The following is a 17,804-nucleotide window of genomic DNA, read 5'->3' on the forward strand; positions in this document are numbered from 1 at the left end:
TGGGGGGCGGTGCTGCCCTAGGGGTCGTACACCGTGGAGAGCGTTTCGGAGCGGAAGCTCTCGCGCTCGCGGATCATCGACCGCGTCTTCAATTCCTTGCGGTCATAGAGGTACACGGCTCCGGACTTGTTCGTCTGTCCCTGGATGAGCCGGTCATCGAAGTCGATGCGCGCCGGGCCTCGCTGCGGCAGCGCGTTGGAGGAGGCCGTGGCCGCGTCGCCCGTCACGGGGTCCACTACGGACGAGCCCTTGGTCTCGATCTTCGGCGGCGTCTTGGAGGCCGCCTTCTTGGCGGCCTTGGACTTCGCCTGGCGCGAGGTACGGCCGCGGCTCTGGGCCCAGGCTTCGGCCGGAGCCACCAGCGTGCCGACGCCGAGAAGCTGGGCGACAGCCATGCAGAGGAGGAAGCGTCGCATCATCAACAGGTTAAGCGATGCGTGTACCGAGCTGTCAACGCACACTCCGGCGCGCGCATGTGACGCCGTGCGCACCCAGGTGTAGAGGGCACTCCACCCCATGTGGGGCGCGTCCACCACGGTGACGTGGGGATGTTGCCGGGACGCTGGAAAGATGGCGTGCGGTGCTGCGTTTCGAGTTCGCCGGGGGATGGGGGATGCTCTCGCGCGGATGCTACGGGCGCGGATGAGCAGGAATCGCAGGCGTGCGGTGCTGGCGGTGCTGAGCGTGTCGATGGTCGCCACGGGCGTGGTGGTGCATCGGCTCCGTGAAACAGCCGCACCCGCTCCGGTATCCGCCGCAGCGCGCCCTGTGTTGTCGTCCGTGGGGCCTCGGCTCACGAGCAATGAGACATCCCAGCCGCTCTCCATCCAGGGGGAACGGCTGGTGCCGGGGCTGTCGCTGTCGCTGGGTCCTCCGCTGTCGCTGCGCCTGCCGTTGACGGTGGTGGACGCCACGCACGCCTATGCACGGCTGCCCGCGGGGCTCCGGCTGCCAGAGGATGCGCCGCAAGCGGTGGTGGAGGCGCGGCTCGTCGGGGCGGACGGCGCCGAGTCGGAGGGCGCGGCGCGGCTCACGGTGGTGAACGACGCGGCCTTCACCGACCTGACGGCAATGGTGCCCGCGCCAGATGGGCGCACGCTCTTCATCACTTCGCCCCCCACCGACACGCTGTTCGCGCTGGAGGTCGACACCGGGCGCGTGTCGCGGCTGGCCACGGGAGACGGTCCCTCCGCGCTGGCGGCCTGGACGGATTCGGACGGCAGGCCCTGGCTGGGCGTGGCGCACCGGTATCAGCCGGAGCTGTGGCTGTATGCGCTGGACGCGCTGGACGCCGCGCCTCGGGTGCTGCCCGCGCCGCTGGGGGCGGAAGGGCTGACCGTGGATGGCCGAGCCGGCGTGGCCTTCGTGGCCGAGCGTGTGCGGGACCGGTGCAGGCGCTGTCGCTGGCGGACGGGCGCGTACGCTGGTCGGCGCCGGTGGACCCCAACCCTCGGGCGCTGGCGCGGTGGAAGGACCTGCTGGCGGTGGGCAGTCTCCAGACAGGGCAGCTGGAATTGCTGCGGCAGGAGGACGGGGCGCTCGTCTCCACGGTGGCGCCGGGGCCGGGTGTGTCCATCGTCGGAGGCAACACCGAGCGCTTCCGCGAGCAGGTGATGGGCGGCAAGGCGCCGCGCTTCCTGGTGGCGAGCGAGCGGCTGGGGCACGTCTTCATGTCGAGCCTGGGGCCGAACGTGGGGCCCAATCCCCAGCGCATGGAGGTGAGCGCGAACAGCGGTGTGTCGGTGGTGGAGCCCTCGCGGGGCGGCTACGTGCGGCACCGGGGCTTCGGCGCGGGCGGCACGGAGGGGCTGGCGCTGGACGACGGCGCGGGACTCCTCTACGCGGCGGACGTGGGATTGGGGCTCGTGCGGGTGTTGGATGCGCGAGCGCTGGTGTCGGGGGACGCGCCCGCCCGGCGCGCGGTGCTCCAGGAGGTGGCGGTGGCACCGCCCGACGGTACGCCGCGCATCCGGCCGCCAGAGGACTTCGATGTCCGGGGCAGGGCGGGCGAGGAGCTCCATTCGGGCCCCAGCGCGCTGGCGCTGTCACCCGACGCGCGCACGCTGTACGTGCTCAACCGGTTCACCCGGACGGTGGCGGTGGTGGACGTGCGCGAGGCGAAGGCGGGCAAGGCGCGAGTGGTGCGTCAGCTTCCGGTGGAGGCGTCTCGCGCGCAGGCCAAACGCCGGTTGGGGCAGGTCCTCTACTACGCGGACCTGGGACGCACGGGCATCACCTGTGACGGCTGTCACATCGAGGGCCACACGGGAGGCATCTTCTACGAGAAGACGCAGCCCAACCGCATCTACCGCTCCACGACGCTGCGAGGCAGCCGCGACACGCCGCCGTACTTCACGCCCGCCAGCCACGTCAGTCTCGTGGACACGGTGCGCTTCGTGGGCGCGCGCAACCGCTTCCGCAACCCGGACCCGTCGCCGTCGGAGGTGGAGGCGCTGGCCCTCTTCAACGCGCTCCTCGTCACGCCGCCCAATCCCCATCGCGGCGAAGACGGCGCACCGTTGGAGTCGGTGGTGTTGCCGGACGGGAGGGTGGGGCGCCCTGCGCGAGGACGCGCGCTGTTCGAGGGCAAGGGCGCCTGTATGACGTGTCACCCGGCGCCCCTCTATACGTTGGACCAGGACCGGCCACGCGGGGCCGGTACCTCGAGGTGGGCACGCCGGTGGCGCTGCCGCTGAGGCTGGAGCAACAGGACCTGGTGCCCGGCGCGGCGACGCCGTCCCTGGTGGGGGCGTGGGATGTGTGGCCCCTGCTGACGAGCGCCACCTCGGGCTATGGGGTGAAGGACAACCGGCTCGTGGTGGAGACGCGCTTCGCGCTGCGCGCGCTGCTGGAGACGTCTGGGCCCCAGCACGGCCACGCCAGCGCGCTGACGTCCGAGGAGCGCGATGACCTGCTGGCGTTCCTGCTCACGCTGTAGGCCGTCACCTGGCTGTCCATGCCCGGAGGACACCGGGAGTCACGGCGCCTCCGGGTGTCTCAGCGCCCGTTCCACGGGGGACCGAATTGTCGGTCCGTGCTGTGTCACTTGCGCGGCGCTTGCAGGCTTCGTGTCACCAGCGCTTGCGTTGTCACCGGGGCCTAAGGTGTAGAATCGGACTGATGCGCGCCCTCACGCGGTCCGTCTGGCTCATTCCCGTGCTCTTGCTGTCGTGTTCCGACGCGGGCCTCTACGCGCTCAATGGCCGTGGCCCTGGTGGGAAGGACCGCGCCAGCTTCGCCGGCACCGTCTGCGTGCCGCTCGCGGGCGGCGAGGCCTTTCCCACGAAGGTGATTTTCGCGCTCCAGGGCGGCGAAGGCGTCGAGCGGGAGGTGGTGGGTTACGCCACCGATGCGTTGTCCACGCTCTCCAGCCGCTTCTCCGGTCCCTTCGTCCAGTTCGGCCTCGTCGCGTACCACACGGTGGCGACGGGCCTGCTGGGCAGCTTCTCGGACGCGTCCGACTTCCAGGCTGCGCTGCCGCGCTACGCTACCTACCAGGAGTCCGGCCCCGTGAGCGTCCGCGCCGCCCTGAGGCTGGCCAAGACGCTGCTGTCGGGCGACATGCAGACGTCCTGCCGCGGCGAGGTCGCCCGCACGCGCTACGTCATCGTCGTCGTGGTGCGAAGCCAGGACACCAGCTGCGCCAACCCGGCCTTCAACGTGGGGCTCGACTCGCGTTGCAGCGCGCTGGGCAACACGTCGGCGTGCAGCCAGTGTGAGCTCACCGCCGTCACCGGCGAAATCAAGGCGCTGGCCTCGCAGTTCAGCGCGGGCGAAGTGGTGGTGCAGCCCATCTACGTGCGCGGCGAGACGCCAGACCCCATCACCCGCCAGCACGTGGCCGCCATCGCCAACGCTGGTGGCACCGAGCCGCTGGAGACGGACGCGGCGGGCCTGTCGGGCACCCTCACCAACATCCAGTACGCCGCGCGGACCAACACCCTCAAGCTCAAGCGCTTCTTCGCCTACAACCGCAACGTGGTGGTGCGCGCCGGGCAGGTGCTCGTCGACAGCGACGGGGACGGCCTTCCCGACGAGGATGAGGCGTTGATGGGCACCGACCCCGGGCGCCAGGACACGGACCAGGACGGGTTGATGGACGGCGTCGAGGTCCGCATGGGCCTGGACCCGCTCCAGCCGGACGTCATCAACGGCTGCAACGTGTCCCTGGACGAGGACGGCGACCGGCTCAACACCTGCGAGGAGCGCGTGCTGGGCACCAACGCCTGCATCGGTGACACGGATGGGGACGCGCTTCCGGACCTGGTGGAGGCGCTGGTGATGACGAACCCGCTCATCCCCGAGGACCTGCTCGACACGGACCGCGACGGCATCACCAACGTGTCGGAGGTGGAGGCGCACGGAGACCCGCTCAGCGCCGACCTCGACTTCCACCGCGAGCGCGGCTACGGCTACGAACTGGTGGAGACCACGCCCACCGCGGACGGCCGCAGCTGCTACCAGGTGCGCGTGGAGAACGTCACCGTCGTCCCCACCCGCGAGCGGCCACACCCCTTCATCCCAGGCGAAGTCATCAAGGCGGGCACCAACGAGGTGTACCTCTACCTCCAGGCTGGCCGGGACAATGATCCACGGGGCGCGGGCATCGGCTCGCTCCTCATCCAGGAAATCCAATACAGCGAAGAGGGGGGCCGCCTGCCGGCGGGCATCATCCCCCTGGAGCCCGACACCTTCATCCCGGGGACCTGAAGCCCTCCTTGGATGTGGGGTCCACCCCTCGCCCTCACTGGGGAGTGCCCCCCACACCTTTTGTTCGACGCGTCCCTGCTCGTGCCCAACTCACTGACATTCCAGGGCTTCTCCCAAGTGTCTGGTACGGATCGTTCCTTGCTAGGCGTCCGGCGTTGAAAGGAGTCACCATGACACGCGCTCGTTTCGTTTCAGCCCTCACGCTGGGGGCTTTCCTCGTCCTCGGCCCCACGGGGGCGCTGGCGCAGTCCAACAACAACCCCGACAACCCGGAGTGTCTGGGCGACCGGTGCGGCATGCCGCTGGAAGTCGGCGGTGGCTGTGGCTGCGGCGCGGGCGGCAGCGTGTGGGTCAACTACACGGACGACGGCGACACGCTGTCGTACACGGACGACGCGGACGGCGACGGCCGCGCGGATGACCGCGACAACTGTCCCTTCGTCTCCAACCGCGACCAGGCGGACGACGACGGCGACGACGTGGGCAACGCCTGCGACAACTGCGCGTCGCTCTCCAACTTCCAGCAGCGCGACGCGGACGGCGACGGCATCGGCGACGACTGCGACCCGGACCAGGACAACGACGGCGTCGCCAACGCGCAGGACAACTGCCCGTTGGTGCCCAACCCCCCGCTGGCGCCCAACCAGGACCAGGAGGACCTGGACAGTGATGGCCTGGGCGACGTCTGCGACCTGGACGACGACGGTGACGGCGAACTGGACGGCGACGACAACTGCCCCCGCGTCTACAACCCCGACCAGATCATCAAGGACGAAGAGGCTCACTTGTGCCGCGTGGATGCGGACAACGACAACATCTCCGACAGCAGCGACAACTGCCCGGGTGTGCCCAACCCCGACCAGCGCGACACGGACGGTGACGGCGTGGGCGACGCGTGCGACCCCGACATCGACGGCGACAGCGTGCTGAACACGCAGGACAACTGCCCCGCCGTCGAAAACCGCGACCAGCGCGACGACGACCGCGACGGCATTGGCGACGCGTGCGACACGCGCTACTGCCTGGTGACGAACCCTGAGCGCCCCGACGACTGCCTGGACCCGAAGTCGCCGTTCACCGTCAGCGCCGGTGGCCTGTTCCGCACGGACAAGGCCGGCGTCACCATCCGTCCGCCGCTGTTCGCCAACCGCAACGGCGCGGCCATGGAGTACGAGTGGGTGGTGGTGAAGCGTCCCTCGGGTTCCATCTCGGTGGTGGAGCGTCCGCAGGGCGCCGTGACGCTCAGCCGCGACTGGCAGTACATGTACGTCGACGGCAGCGTGCCCACCTTCGTCCCGGACAAGAAGGGCGAGTACCAGCTCCAACTGACCGCGCGCCTGGCCTTCTCCGACCGCGTCTTCCCGGACCAGCGCGTGTCCACCTCCACCCTCACGGTGCTCGTGGGGGATGACTCAAAGGAGGGCAACAACTGCAGCTCGGTGCCCGCCGGCTTCAGCGCCGCCGCCCTAGGCGCCGCGCTGCTCAGCGTGCTGATGCGCCGCCGCCGTCCCCAGCAGTAACCTCGCCGTCCCCCTCCAGGAGGTCCCTTCCGCATGCGCCGCTTCGTTCGTACCTCGCTGCTCGCGGCGGGCCTCCTGGCTTCGGGCCTGTGGTCCTGTTCGGACGCCATGCTCGAATCGAGGGTGGATGCGCTCTCCAACCTCGATGACCGGCTGACGCTCGAGGGGCGGGTGTGCACGCGCCCGCCCAGCCCCTCCGGCTTCCCGGTGAAGGTGGTGGTGGTCATCGACGAGTCGGGCAGTATGTGCGTCTCCGACCCGCCGGGCGCGCAGCTCGACAACGGCTTCTGCCAGCGCCGGGAGATTCTGGACATCATCCCGGAGGGCGTCACCGAGCCCGCGCGCGTGCGCGCCCTCAAGCGGCTGGTGCAGCAGTTCCGGGAAGTGAATGCGCAGGGCGGCAACGTGCAGGTGTCCGTCGCTCCCTTTGAAACGAACGTGCGCAACGTCTGGCCGCCCACCACGACGGGGGACCGCTTCGCCCGGCCGGACAACAACATCGACAGCTACATCGAGGGCCTGCAGAGCCAGTTGGGCAAGGGCACCGACTACCAGGGCGCCCTGTCCTACGCCTACAGCCTCATCTCCAGCGACATCAACGCGGTGGCGCAGTCCAACCCGGAGCTGCTGCCGCGCACGCGCTACGTCGTCGTCTTCCTCACGGACGGCACGCCGTATCCGCGCTGCTCGGCCACCGACAACCTCAGCGTCTACGCCGACCCGGACAACCCGGACCTGACGTGGGCGGACTCGCTGCGCGACTTCTGCAACCTCACCAACACCACGGACCAGATTGACGGGTTCGAGGTGGGGACGGACCGCAACCAGAACTACCAGCTGTTCAGCTACGTGCGGCGGCTGATGGAGTTGAAGGACCAGTACAACGTGGGCGATTTGCGCATGCACACGGTGCTGCTCTTCAACCAGGAAGCGGTGCGGGCGTGTGGCCCCATCTGCCAGGACATCTACGGCGTGTACCCAGGCGTGGAGCCGGCGCGCTACCCGGAGGCCGCGAAGAAGATCGCCGCGTGGCTGCTGCGGCGCTTCGCGGACATCGGCAACGGCGTGTACCAGGAGTTCAACGACACGGGCGAAATCTCCAACCTGGGCCTGGGGGCGCTGGACTACTCGTCGTTCGCCTCGCGCAACGTGATGAAGACGTTGATGGTGGAGTCGCTCAGCTCCGCGCCGGGAGACACCGGCCGCGTGCTGGACAGTGATGGGGACGGGGTGCCGGATTCCATCGACAACAGCTTCACGCTGAAGACCAACACCTTCGTGGCGGACAGCGACGGCGACTGCCTGGGTGACGGCTTCGAGTACCGCCGCGAGGACCAGGGCTTCCGCGCCGCCAATGACTTGGACGCGCGCGGGTGCAACCCGGCCTCGCCGCTGACGCCCAACTGCGTCTGCCGGGACACCGACGGTGACGGCCTGTCCCAGTTCGCCGAGGACTACCTGCGCACGCGCACCGGCATCGTGGACAGCGACGGAGACGGCGTGCCGGATGGCCTGGAGGCGCGCTGGGGACTCAACCCGCTGGAGAACAGCGTGTCGGGCCTGGACACGGACGGTGACGGCATCCCGGACGCCCAGGAGCTGCGTGCGGGCAGTGACCCCACGCGCCGCGACAAGGCCTTCCACGAGCGCTTCGGCTACCAGTACGAGACGCGCATCGCGGAGGTCCGTCCCGACGGCAGCCTCTGCTACGACTTCACCGTGTCCAACCTGCAGCTCGTCACGCCGCCGGACCGCGCGGGCGTGAAGCAGGGCTACAACCTCTTCAAGGTGTGGTTCGCCGAGGCGCCGGAGAGTGGCGTGAGCACGGACTACGGCGTGTGGCGCACCGCCTGCGCCTGGGCGCAGTATGCGCCGCCCAGCGTGCGGGTCCCGGTGGGGCCGGAGCTGGCCTTCGAGGATGCTGACTTCCGCCGGCCCGATACCTTGAGCAACCCGTGGAACAACCAGAACGACTGCGTCGGAATCCCACCCTCGGGGAGCGCCAATCCGTGAGCCGCGTTGTCCGAGTTTTGGCGGGCGTCCTGGTGGCCGTGGCGATGGTGGTGGCGTGTACGGATTCCTATCTGTACGACCCTCGCCGTGACACGGAAGTGCCGGTGGACCGGGCGGTGACGTTGGAGGGCCGCTTCTGCACCGTGGGCAGCAACGAGGTGGTGCGGCCCATCAAGCTGGTGGTCGCCATGGACGCCTCTCAGTCCATGCGGGTGAGCGACCCGGACGGCGCGCGCGCCACCGCGCTGGTGGAGCTCATCCAGAACCTGCCCAGGGACCCCGAGGTGCACCTGGCGGTGATGCTCTTCGCGGGCAGCACCACGGCCTTCCTCACGCAGCAGCCGGGCAACCCGCCCCAGGACGGCTTCGTCCAGGTGTCCTCCATGGATGACGCCACGCTGCGGCGCCTGTCCGAGCAGCTGCTCACCTTCCGCAACCCCGACACCTCGCCGAACCGGGACTCGACGGACTTCGTCAAGCCGCTGTCGGACATCTACTCGCTCATCAACACGGACATCGCGCGCAGCCGGCTGGACCCAGGCGGTGCGCAGGCGCTGGCGCAGGCGCGCTACTCCGTCATCTTCCTGTCGGACGGCAAGCCCACCAACGACCAGGATGACGAGCTGCTCCGGGGTGACGCGGTGGTGCGCATCCGCCAGTTGCGGGATTTGGTGGAGGACGTGCGCGTCAACACCGTGCACGTCTTCAACCCCACGCAGCCGGTGTCCTCGGTGTGTGACCTGTCGGGTGACGGGGGCTGTCCGCTGCTCATCATCAACCAGAACGCGGACCGGTTGGAGCAGATGGCGACGCTGGGCGGCGGCAACTTCCGCGACTTCCGCAACAACGAGCCCATCAACTTCCTGGACTTCACCTTCGGCCAGGTGCGCCGCGCCTTCATCGTGAAGGAGATGGTGGCCTTCAACTTCTCCGCGCCGCCGGGCAGCCCGGTGGGCGAGGCGGACTCGGACGGTGATGGCCTGACGGACGCGCGCGAGCTGGAGCTGGGCACGGACCCGCACAAGGTGGACACGGACGGGGACGGCTTCAGCGACGGCGTGGAGGTGTACTTCCGCGACCGCGGCGTGGACTTCAACCCCACGCAGGAAGCCCTGCCGGACGGGGGCGGGCTGGACCGCGGGTGTCCGCCGGCGCTGCGCGGCGTGGACTCGGACTGCGACGGCCTGCTGGACTGCGACGAGCAGTTCGTGGGCACCAACGCGACGCTGGCGGACAGTGACCGGGACGGCGTGCCGGACGGCATGGAGTGGCTGGGCGGCACGCAGGGCGCCAGCAACGACCTGGACGAGGACCCGGACAACGACGGGCTGACGAACCGCATGGAGCTGCGGATGCACACCCGGCCGCTGGTGGTGGACACCGCGGACCTGTCGGTGAATGGCTACCGCTACGCCTTCGAGGCGGACGGCCCGCCGGACAACCTGGGCCGCCAGTGCTACCGCTTCCGCGTGGAGAACGTCCTGCTGGCCCCGACGATGGCGTCCGCGGACGACGCGGGCGTGGTGCAGCGCGGGGCGGGCTTCAACGACATCGCGATGTCCGTGGCCATGGTGCCCGGAGACGACCCCACCGCCCGGACGCTTGTCCGCACCTTCCGCGTGAATGACGTGCGCTACCCGGTGGGCGGCATCAAGTCGCCCGCCGATGGCGTCATCCGCGTGGAACCCGAGCAGCTCGTCGACGGCTGCCCCGGCCGCCCCGACGACGTGCCCTCGACGCCTTGAGAACCGACGCCATGCCCACCTCTGTTCGTCTGTTGCCGCTCGCGTTGCTCGTCCTCGCCGCCTGTTCGTCTGGAGGAGGCGAGACTCCCGACGCGGGGACTCCCGTGGTGGAGGACCTGTGCAATTCGCGCGAGGAGGCGCTGACGCGGCCCGAATGCGAGCTCAAGCCGGGCGAGCCGCTGGAGCGCTTCCTGGCGCTGGACAGCGAGCCGCGCGCCGGTGACCAGGACTGGTACCGCGTCGTCCTGCCGCCCGGCACCAACGCCCGAACGCTGCTGAACGTCAACGGGACGTACCTGGCGTCCAGCACCGCGGTGAATCTGTCCGTCACCATCATGGGGCCGCTGCCGGACGGGAAGGAGGGCTCGCTGGCGAGGAAGGAGGACAAGCACGCCCAGGGCGCGCCCCGTCCGGTGGACATCGTGTTGCCGCTGCGCGACGGGATGGAGAACCAGACGCTGCTGGTGCTGGTGCAGGACGCGCCAGACGTGCCGTCCCGGCCCAACTTCGACGCGCGTAACAAGTACCGGTTGACGGTGCGCATCGACCAGAACCCGGACGAGCAGGAGCCCAACGACACGCACGAGACGGCCACGCCGCTGGTGCTGACGCAGTCCGGGGAGATGCTGATGGGCGCCTCCACCGGCTACCTGGCCACGGACAACGACGTGGACCACTACGCCTTCGACCTGGCGGAGGGGAAGATTGCCTACGTGCACGTCAGCGCGCCCGACCTGGACTTCGTGCCCAACTGGCGCCTGTCCTACGAGCTGCGGCGCCCGGGCTTCGCGGAGAAGGAAGACGAAGGCGTGGTGCTGCCCCAGGTGCGCGGCGGCGAGCTGGCCACCGCGCGCAAAGTCAAGGTGGAGCACGCGGGGCGGTGGACGCTGGTGGTGAAGGGCTACCGCGGCACCAATGACCGGGACACCGCGCAGGGCGACCTCACGCAGCCCTATGAGGTGGAGGTGCGCGTGCTGGAGGAGGAGGACCCGCAGGACCGGCCGGACCCGCAGCGCCCGACGGTGCCCGATAACGACCGGGCGCAGCGTGCCACCACGCGCAACCTGAGCGCCGCCACGCCCGGCGCTACCGGCTCCTCCGTCTCCTTTACCGGCCGCCTGGGCTACATCTCCGACCAGGATTGGTACTCGGTGCGGCTGCCGGCCTTCAGCACCCCCACGCTGCTGCGCTACCGGCTGGTGCCGCTGGATACGGGTGGCCGCTTCCCCGCGATGCCGGTGACGGCCTCGCGCGTGGTGCACGTGTTCACCCTGGTCGCCACCGGGGGCCCCTTGAACGAGTCGCGGGAGAGCTGCGCTACCGACGCCGCCGTCTGCCCGCGCGACTTCTCGGAGAACCCCGACGCCCGGGGTCTGGTGGATCGCTTCTGCCGGCGCACGGATTTGCCCGCGCCCATGTGTCTGCACTCGTCTCGCGAGGAGGCCGTGGGCAACTCGCGCTTCACCGGCCTGAGCAACTTCCGGGGTGTCATCCCGGTTCCGGCGCATGACGCCGCGCTGATGTACTACTTCCTGGTGCAGGACAACGGCTCGTGGGTGGACGACAAGGACTACCGCCTGGAGGTGAGCTGGGACGCGGAGGACGCGGACGAGCTGTCTCGCTACGTCAATGGCGCGGAGGCGCCGGTGGCGCGGACGCTGGCGTCCACCACGGCCTTCCCGTCGCCGCCCGACACGGCGGAGTTCTCCGTCACGGGTCAGCTGTCGCACGGCCACGGCCGGCTGCGCAGCGGCACGGACCGCGTCAACGGGCTCGGGGTGCGCGGCCCGTTGGACTACGACGCCGTGCCTTCCGACACGGACTCGTATGTGTTCGACCTGCCCTCGGTGCCGCCGCCGGAGGACCGGACGTGGCTGCTCCAGTGGGAGGTGGCGAAGCTGGCCGACGGTGGCACGCCGCACGGACTGGCGCTGGACCTCACTTTCTGTGACGGCGATGCGACGGACGCCGGTGTCGGCACCTGCACGCCGGTGCGTACGGGCAACCGGGGGCCGCTGACGCTGGGCTACCGCTCGGACGCGCTGCGCGCCTGGCACACGCCGTCCAACGCGGGCACCAGCAGCCTGCAGCCGCTCTACCAGTTGGAGGACCGTCCCAACTCCACCGTCGTCACCCTGGCGCCCTATGCCTGCGGCTGCCTGGAGCGGCGCTTCATCCGCGGCGGCACCCTGCGCGTGGACGTGACGGCGTCGGAGCGGCTGGACTACGAGCGGGTGAACTACACGCTGCGCACCGGCCACGGGGACTATCCGCAGAGCTACCCGGTGGACGGCGGGACGACGGTGTCGTGCCCGGTCGTCACCGACGGTGGGACGACGCCGGACGGAGATGGCGGCGTCATCCAGAACTACGCCGGGGGCTGCAACTTCACCTACCAGCCATGAGGCGGGTGGCGTCAGGGCGGGAGCGCTGGCTCCCGCCCGTCACGCGGTGGTCCGCGAGGACTTCAGGGCGCGACGCCCAGCCCGTTGAGGGTGATGACCTGCTGGGCGGCGTTGGCGGCATTGGATTCGATGGTAATCGTGCCGTCGTATTCCACGTCATCGGTGGGCATGAACGCCACCGTCAGGTAGGCGCGGTCATACGTCTCCAACCGCAGGGGCGTGTTCGGGGTGAAGCCTTCGGGAAGCTGGAGGGTGAAGACACTCGGCGCCGCCAGGGTGATGGCGGTGATGTCCAGCGGGTCCAGGCCGCGGTTCTGGATGGCCAGCGAGTTGTAGGTCGTCTGCCCGACGTAGGTGCCGTGGTTGAACTCGCGGTTGAACGTCAGCGCCGCGCGGTCGATGAAGAGTGTGGGCGCCTGGGGAAGCTCCGTCTCCTCCCCACAGCCAGCCAGGGCGAAGAAGATGATGGGGAGCCAACGGGTACGCAGTCGCATGGACATACACGCCTCGCATGAGGGTCTGAAGATGACGCCGGTTGTAACAGTGTTTGGCCGCAAGGCCCAGGCAGCAGCGGTGCTGCTTTTTGCGTCGCTTTGGGCAGGCTGCGACGGCACGCGTGAGGACTTCATCGGCGCGCGTGTGAAGGACTCCTGCGGCGCGGCATGGCCTGTCTGCGACCGCGTGGCGGGCTGTATTCTCGGTTCGGAAAGTTATTCGGAAGGCCGCTTCCCTGGCCGGCAGCAGCTCATCGTCCAGTTGAAGGAAGCCTCCACCGTGAAGGTGAGCCTCTTCCTGGAGGACGTCACCGCGGCGGGCAGTGAAACCGTGGTGCAGTTCCACGAAGAGGGCTGCCGTGCGCGCATCCGCCGGGCCACGGAAGGCCGCGCGGTGCTGGACGTGATGGAGCGGCAGGGCGCCTTCACCGAGGAGGCGGAGCTCACCGGCGTGGGCGACCACCTCATCGAGTTCGAGTCCGACATGCAGGCGCGCTACATCATCAAGGTGGACGTGACGCCGCTGCGCAATCGCTAGCGTCAGCCCTTGAGCTTGCGCACCAGGTGGTCCGCCACGCGGAAGCTGTTGGCGCTGATGGTGAGCGTGGACGGCACGCTGCCGCCGGTGGGCATGAAGCTGCCGTCCACCACGTAGAGGTTGGGCACCTCGTGGGCGCGGCAGTGGCGGTCCAGCACGGACGTCGCCGCGTCGTCGCCGAAGCGGCAGGTGCCGTGCTGGAGGATGGACGTCTCTCCGCTGGTGGTGCCGCGCCGGACGTCATCCGGATCCAGGCGCAGGAGGACCTCCTCGCCGCGCTCCACCAGGAAGCGCGTGGCCGCCAGGTCCATGGGGTGCCGGTCCACGGTGATGGCCGCCACGGGGATGCCGTAGCGGTCCTTCACGCCGTCCTCCACGCTGACGTAGGTGCCGGCGGTGGGGAGGAACTCGGCGTAGACCTCGAACTGGAGGATGCGTGAGTCGCGGTACTCCCGCATCTTGTCCTTCAACGCCTTGCCGAAGAGGGCCTTCTCGCCCTTGCCGGCCAGCCCCACCGCCGCGTGGATGGGATTGGGGTGCGCCCACATGAAGCCCAGCGTGCCGCCCTTGCGGAAGCCGAACTGGGCGTTGGGCATCAGGTAGAAGTCCTGAAGGCTGCGGTTGACGAAGGGAGATGGGTCCTTCAGCCACGGCCGCGCGGCGGACTGCTTCGACAGGCGGAAGGTGGCGTGGGATTCGCCGAACGAGCTGAAGGTGAGGTTGCGCCCCACCAGTCCGTTGCCGTTGGCCAGGCCTTTCGGGAAGCGGCTGGAGGTGGAGTTGAGCAGCAGGCGCGCGCTCTCCACGGCGGTGCAGGACACGACGATGACCTTCGCCGGCTGCTCGCGCGTCACGCCGTCCGCGTCGAGGTAGACGACGCTCCGCGCGCGGCCCTGCTTGTCCACCTCTACCGTGCGCGCCATGCAGCCGGGGCGCAGGTCCACGTTGCCGGTGGCCACGGCGGCGGGGATGAGGCTGGCGTTGGTGCCGCTCTTCGCGCCCGTCTCGCAGCCGTAGCTGCCGCACAGCGCGCAGTATGAGCACGGCGCCCGGCCCCGGTAGGGCTTGCTAAGGATGCCGCGCGCGGTGGGCAGGGAATGCCAGCCCATGGCGCCGCACGCCTTGTCGATTTCCTTCGCCACCGGATGCACGTCCAGCGGCGGCAGCGGGTAGGGGCCACTGCGCGGCTCGGCGAAGGGGTGGGGGACGGACTCGCCGGACACGCCCAGCTCCGCCTCGGCCTTGTCGTAGAAGGGCGCCAGCTCCTCGTAGGAGATGGGCCAGTCCGCCACGGTGCTGCCGGGCACGGCGCCCAGCGTGGAGCGCAGCCGGAAGTCCACCGGCTTGAGCCGGTAGAAGAAGCCGCTCATGTGGACGGTGCCACCGCCCACGCAGTTGGCCGTCCACGCCGCGCTCGTCTTCTCGTAGCGGCCCTTCGCGCCCTGGCGCACCAGGTGCGGCTCCTCCCACGGCACCGGCATGAAGAAGTTCCGGCGGCTGTTCAGGATTTCGTCGTGGATGAAGTCCTTGGGCTGGTAGTGCGGGCCCTTCTCCAGCAGCACCACCTTGAAGCCCGCGCGGCCCAGCTCCAGCGCCATGGGCGCGCCGCCCGCGCCGCTGCCGATGATGCAGACGTCCACCTCGGGCAGGCTCATCGGTGGACCCCACACTCACGTAGGCACTTGGGCCCGTCGTAGCCTTCAGGCGGCGCGGAGGCGACGGTGCCCACGGTGTCGAAGCCCATCAGCCGCCAGCCCACCTTGCCCTGGTTGCCGCCGTAGGACGGGTCCCCGAGGAAGCCCTCCAGCGTCATCACCGTCAGCAGCTCGAAGAAGTGCGCCTCGCCGCTGCGGGGCGGGCTGTCCTTGAAGAGGGTGAGCAGGTCGTCCTGCTGCTCGGCCGTCAGGGCGGCGAAGCCCTTCTGGTGCATGCGCTGGGCACGGCGCTCCAGGGCCGCTACGCCGGAGAGGAAGTCCTCGCGCACGGGCTCCAGCTCGGGTGTCTGGAGGATGCGGTCGATGTAGACGGGGACGTTCGCGTCGAGGGCGCCCGGGTCTTCGTCTCGCGGGAGGATGCGCTCGGTGGCGGCGGCCACCACCGCGTATTCGAAGGAGGAGAAGGTGCGCGGGGCCTGGCCGTCCTGCTTCGCCGCCAGGGGGCCGGTGTCCGCGGGGGGCGTCTTCTCTTGGGATTCGGAAGAGCGCTTGCAGGCGGGGCCGAGCAACACCACGCCTCCGCCCAGGAAGGTCAGCCGCTGGATGAGGGAGCGCCGGGACAGGCGCCCCCGATTGGAATGCGCACGTGTCATACGGCGCGCGAGCCTAGCGCACGCAGGCGCTTCGCGCTGGCTTCATGAAACATGCGCGGTGGCTCCCCGCCGCGCGGCGCTGGCGTAGGATGCCGCCACGACGTGCAGGGCCGACAACACACGAGGAGTGGCACATGAAACGGCATGCCTGGGCTCTGGGCCTGGTGCTCGCGCTGGGGTGTGGCAAGGACAGCAACCCGACGCCCCCTGACGCGGGCGGTAACCCCGACGGCGGTCCGATCGACACCTCGCCCTTCGCGAAGTTCGTGGTGGATTCGAGCGAGGGCCAGTTCGACCCCATCTCCTCCATCGCGATGGCCGTGGGTCCGCAGGACCGCATCGGCATGGCGTACTTCGTCCGCAACGGGACGATGCGGGAGAACGTGGAGAACATGGACCTGATGTACCGCGAGTTCGACGGCGGGCAGCTCGGCGCGGCCGAGCGCATCGCCACCGTGCAGCGTGTGTACGGTGTGTCCGTGGCCTTCGGACCGGACGGCCAGCCGGTGGTGACGTACCTGGGCGGCGACCGGGAAGATCCTTCCTCGTTCTGGTTCCAGAGCGACCTGGCGGTGTCCTATCGCAGCGCCTCCGGCGCGTGGACGGAGCGCATCGTCGTGCGGCAATCGAATGAGGCGCAGCCCGTCAACCCCACGACGGACGTGGGCTACCTCGTCGGCCTCAACCCCGCCATTGTGTTCAATGGGAGCGAGGCGATCGTCGCCTACCGGGATGGGCAGAGCGGGCAGTTCCAGAACCAGGACTTCGGGGCCAGCGACCTGGAGATTGCCAGCGGTGGTCCCACGAACTGGCAGCGCCGCGTCGCGGTGTCTTCCGGTGACAACAAGTTGGGCTACGGTGGCCACATCTCCATGGTGATGGCGGGGACCCAACCGGCACTGGTGCACGACAAGGCGCCAGAGGCAGCGCAGGCCACCGGCACGGACGTGCACTTTCAGCGGCGCAACGCGGACGGGCTCACCTGGACGGCGCCGGTGCGGGTGCAGGCCGTCCCCAACACGCAGCTCGGAGCCTCGCTGGCGCATGACTCGGTCGAGGGGTTTGGCATTGCGGTCTTGAACAGGAGCTCGAACGCGCTGACGTACACGGAATGCGCTGACGCCTCCGCGACTTCCTGCACGTCCGAGCGAGACTGGTCCATGCCGGACCCCGTGTTCAACAACGGGACGGGCGGCTGGTATCCGTCACTGGCCTTCGACCCGGTCCACCATGAGCCGTCCATCGCCTTCTACATCTGCGCCGCCGAGTCCGGTCGCAATGACACCAGTTGCAACCCGAACGACGACGCGCTGGTCATCTCCACGCGCATCCAGGGCAACTGGCGGGAGACGCTGGTGGACGCGGGCGGCGGCTGGTCGCCGAAGCTGGCGTACCTGTCCAATGGCAAGCGCGTCGTCCTGTACCGGGCGCCGGTGGTGGCGCAGGACAAGGGCGTGCTGAAGCTCGCGGTGGAGCGATGATGCGCGCGGCCCGCACGCTCGCTGCCGTGAGCTTGTCGGCCCTGATGGCCGGGGCGGGGCTGGCCGCATGCGGCCTCGCGGACAACTCGCTGGGCGGCAGCGTGTCCGAGCTCTTCCCGCTGGAGGTGTCCCGCGTGGAGGTGCTGCGCAACCCGGAGGCGTTCCAGGTCAGCTACTACCGGAACAATGATTTGGACGTGGACCTGGTCGTCCGCCTCACCGTGTCCACGGAAGGGCTGGACCTGCGTCCCGGGACGAAGGTGAACCTCGCGGGCACCACGCCGTCGGGACAGGCGCGGGCCACGGTGGTGCACCTCAACGCGGGCGAGCCCGCGCGCGTCTTCGGGCCGGTGAACAAGGGTGACTTGCAGCTGGAGTCTGGAGGCAACCCGGGCGAACCCACGCGCGGAGACTTCTCCATGTCCTTCAGCCGGGGTGATGGCTTTGGCGCTGGCCGCAACCTGGAGGGAACCTTCTCCGTGGTGGCTCAGGACGCGAGCTTCGGCCCGGAGCCGGGCCAGTTGCTCGATGGCGGCGTTCCTCCTCCCGACGCGGGCACGTCTCCCGAATAGCGGGAGGGGCCGGAGCGC

General features: G+C 69.5%; 14 protein-coding genes. 10 read left to right on the forward strand and 4 right to left on the reverse strand.

Going from position 1 to position 17,804, the window contains the following annotated elements:
* Positions 1–17 precede the first annotated feature (17 nt).
* The gene (locus tag QEG98_RS07230) at positions 18–395 is read right to left on the reverse strand and encodes a hypothetical protein (protein ID WP_228556538.1); all 378 of its coding nucleotides are present in this window, start codon (positions 393–395) and stop codon (positions 18–20) included.
* Positions 396–1,436: 1,041 nt separating this feature from the next.
* On the opposite strand from QEG98_RS07230, the gene QEG98_RS07235 reads away from it, so the two are divergent.
* The 7 genes from QEG98_RS07235 to QEG98_RS07265 all read left to right on the forward strand — a co-directional run bounded on the left by QEG98_RS07235 (position 1,437) and on the right by QEG98_RS07265 (position 12,393).
* Entirely contained in the window at positions 1,437–2,696 is a 1,260-nt protein-coding gene (locus tag QEG98_RS07235) for a hypothetical protein (protein WP_316566193.1), read from the forward strand.
* Positions 2,681–2,938, forward strand: coding sequence for a hypothetical protein (locus QEG98_RS07240; RefSeq protein WP_316566194.1), 258 nt, complete (start codon positions 2,681–2,683; stop codon positions 2,936–2,938). The genes QEG98_RS07235 and QEG98_RS07240 overlap by 16 nt, the downstream gene beginning before the upstream one ends.
* A 182-nt stretch (positions 2,939–3,120) precedes the next feature.
* The gene (locus QEG98_RS07245; RefSeq protein WP_316566195.1) at positions 3,121–4,710 is read left to right on the forward strand and encodes a calcium-binding protein; all 1,590 of its coding nucleotides are present in this window, start codon (positions 3,121–3,123) and stop codon (positions 4,708–4,710) included.
* A gap of 170 nt (positions 4,711–4,880) precedes the next feature.
* Positions 4,881–6,230 carry a cell-cell cohesion MYXO-CTERM protein MtsC gene (gene mtsC / locus QEG98_RS07250; protein WP_316566196.1) on the forward strand — a complete coding sequence of 450 codons (1,350 nt, stop codon included), beginning with the start codon at positions 4,881–4,883 and terminating at the stop codon, positions 6,228–6,230.
* Positions 6,231–6,263: 33 nt separating this feature from the next.
* Positions 6,264–8,243 carry a cell-cell cohesion protein MtsD gene (mtsD, locus tag QEG98_RS07255; RefSeq protein ID WP_316566197.1) on the forward strand — a complete coding sequence of 660 codons (1,980 nt, stop codon included), beginning with the start codon at positions 6,264–6,266 and terminating at the stop codon, positions 8,241–8,243.
* A complete protein-coding gene (locus QEG98_RS07260; RefSeq protein ID WP_316566198.1) occupies positions 8,240–9,988 on the forward strand; it encodes a VWA domain-containing protein in 1,749 nt (582 codons plus the stop codon). The genes mtsD and QEG98_RS07260 overlap by 4 nt, the downstream gene beginning before the upstream one ends.
* 11 nt (positions 9,989–9,999) lie before the next feature.
* The gene (locus QEG98_RS07265) at positions 10,000–12,393 is read left to right on the forward strand and encodes a hypothetical protein (RefSeq protein ID WP_316566199.1); all 2,394 of its coding nucleotides are present in this window, start codon (positions 10,000–10,002) and stop codon (positions 12,391–12,393) included.
* Between the two features lie 62 nt (positions 12,394–12,455).
* Here the strand turns inward: QEG98_RS07265 and QEG98_RS07270 are convergent, their stop codons facing one another.
* Positions 12,456–12,887, reverse strand: a complete 432-nt coding sequence (locus tag QEG98_RS07270) for a hypothetical protein (RefSeq protein ID WP_244171347.1) — start codon at positions 12,885–12,887, stop codon at positions 12,456–12,458.
* Positions 12,888–12,918: 31 nt separating this feature from the next.
* Here QEG98_RS07270 and QEG98_RS07275 point away from each other — a divergent pair, with 31 nt between their 5' ends.
* A complete protein-coding gene (locus QEG98_RS07275) occupies positions 12,919–13,425 on the forward strand; it encodes a hypothetical protein (protein ID WP_316566200.1) in 507 nt (168 codons plus the stop codon).
* Positions 13,426–13,427: 2 nt separating this feature from the next.
* On the opposite strand, the gene QEG98_RS07280 is transcribed toward QEG98_RS07275, so the two are convergent.
* Together QEG98_RS07280 and QEG98_RS07285 are read right to left on the reverse strand one after the other, a co-directional pair.
* Positions 13,428–15,080 (reverse strand): GMC family oxidoreductase, encoded by a 1,653-nt coding sequence (locus QEG98_RS07280; protein WP_316566201.1) that lies wholly within the window; start codon positions 15,078–15,080, stop codon positions 13,428–13,430.
* A complete protein-coding gene (locus tag QEG98_RS07285) occupies positions 15,077–15,733 on the reverse strand; it encodes a gluconate 2-dehydrogenase subunit 3 family protein (RefSeq protein WP_316566202.1) in 657 nt (218 codons plus the stop codon). Before QEG98_RS07285 ends, QEG98_RS07280 begins: the two co-directional genes overlap by 4 nt.
* Before the next feature lie 134 nt (positions 15,734–15,867).
* Here QEG98_RS07285 and QEG98_RS07290 point away from each other — a divergent pair, with 134 nt between their 5' ends.
* A complete protein-coding gene (locus QEG98_RS07290) occupies positions 15,868–17,214 on the forward strand; it encodes a hypothetical protein (RefSeq protein WP_316566203.1) in 1,347 nt (448 codons plus the stop codon).
* Positions 17,211–17,786 carry a hypothetical protein gene (locus QEG98_RS07295; protein ID WP_316566204.1) on the forward strand — a complete coding sequence of 192 codons (576 nt, stop codon included), beginning with the start codon at positions 17,211–17,213 and terminating at the stop codon, positions 17,784–17,786. The genes QEG98_RS07290 and QEG98_RS07295 overlap by 4 nt, the downstream gene beginning before the upstream one ends.
* Positions 17,787–17,804 lie beyond the last annotated feature (18 nt).

It is taken from the genome of Myxococcus sp. MxC21-1, from assembly GCF_032612255.1.
Lineage (GTDB): Bacteria > Myxococcota > Myxococcia > Myxococcales > Myxococcaceae > Myxococcus > Myxococcus virescens.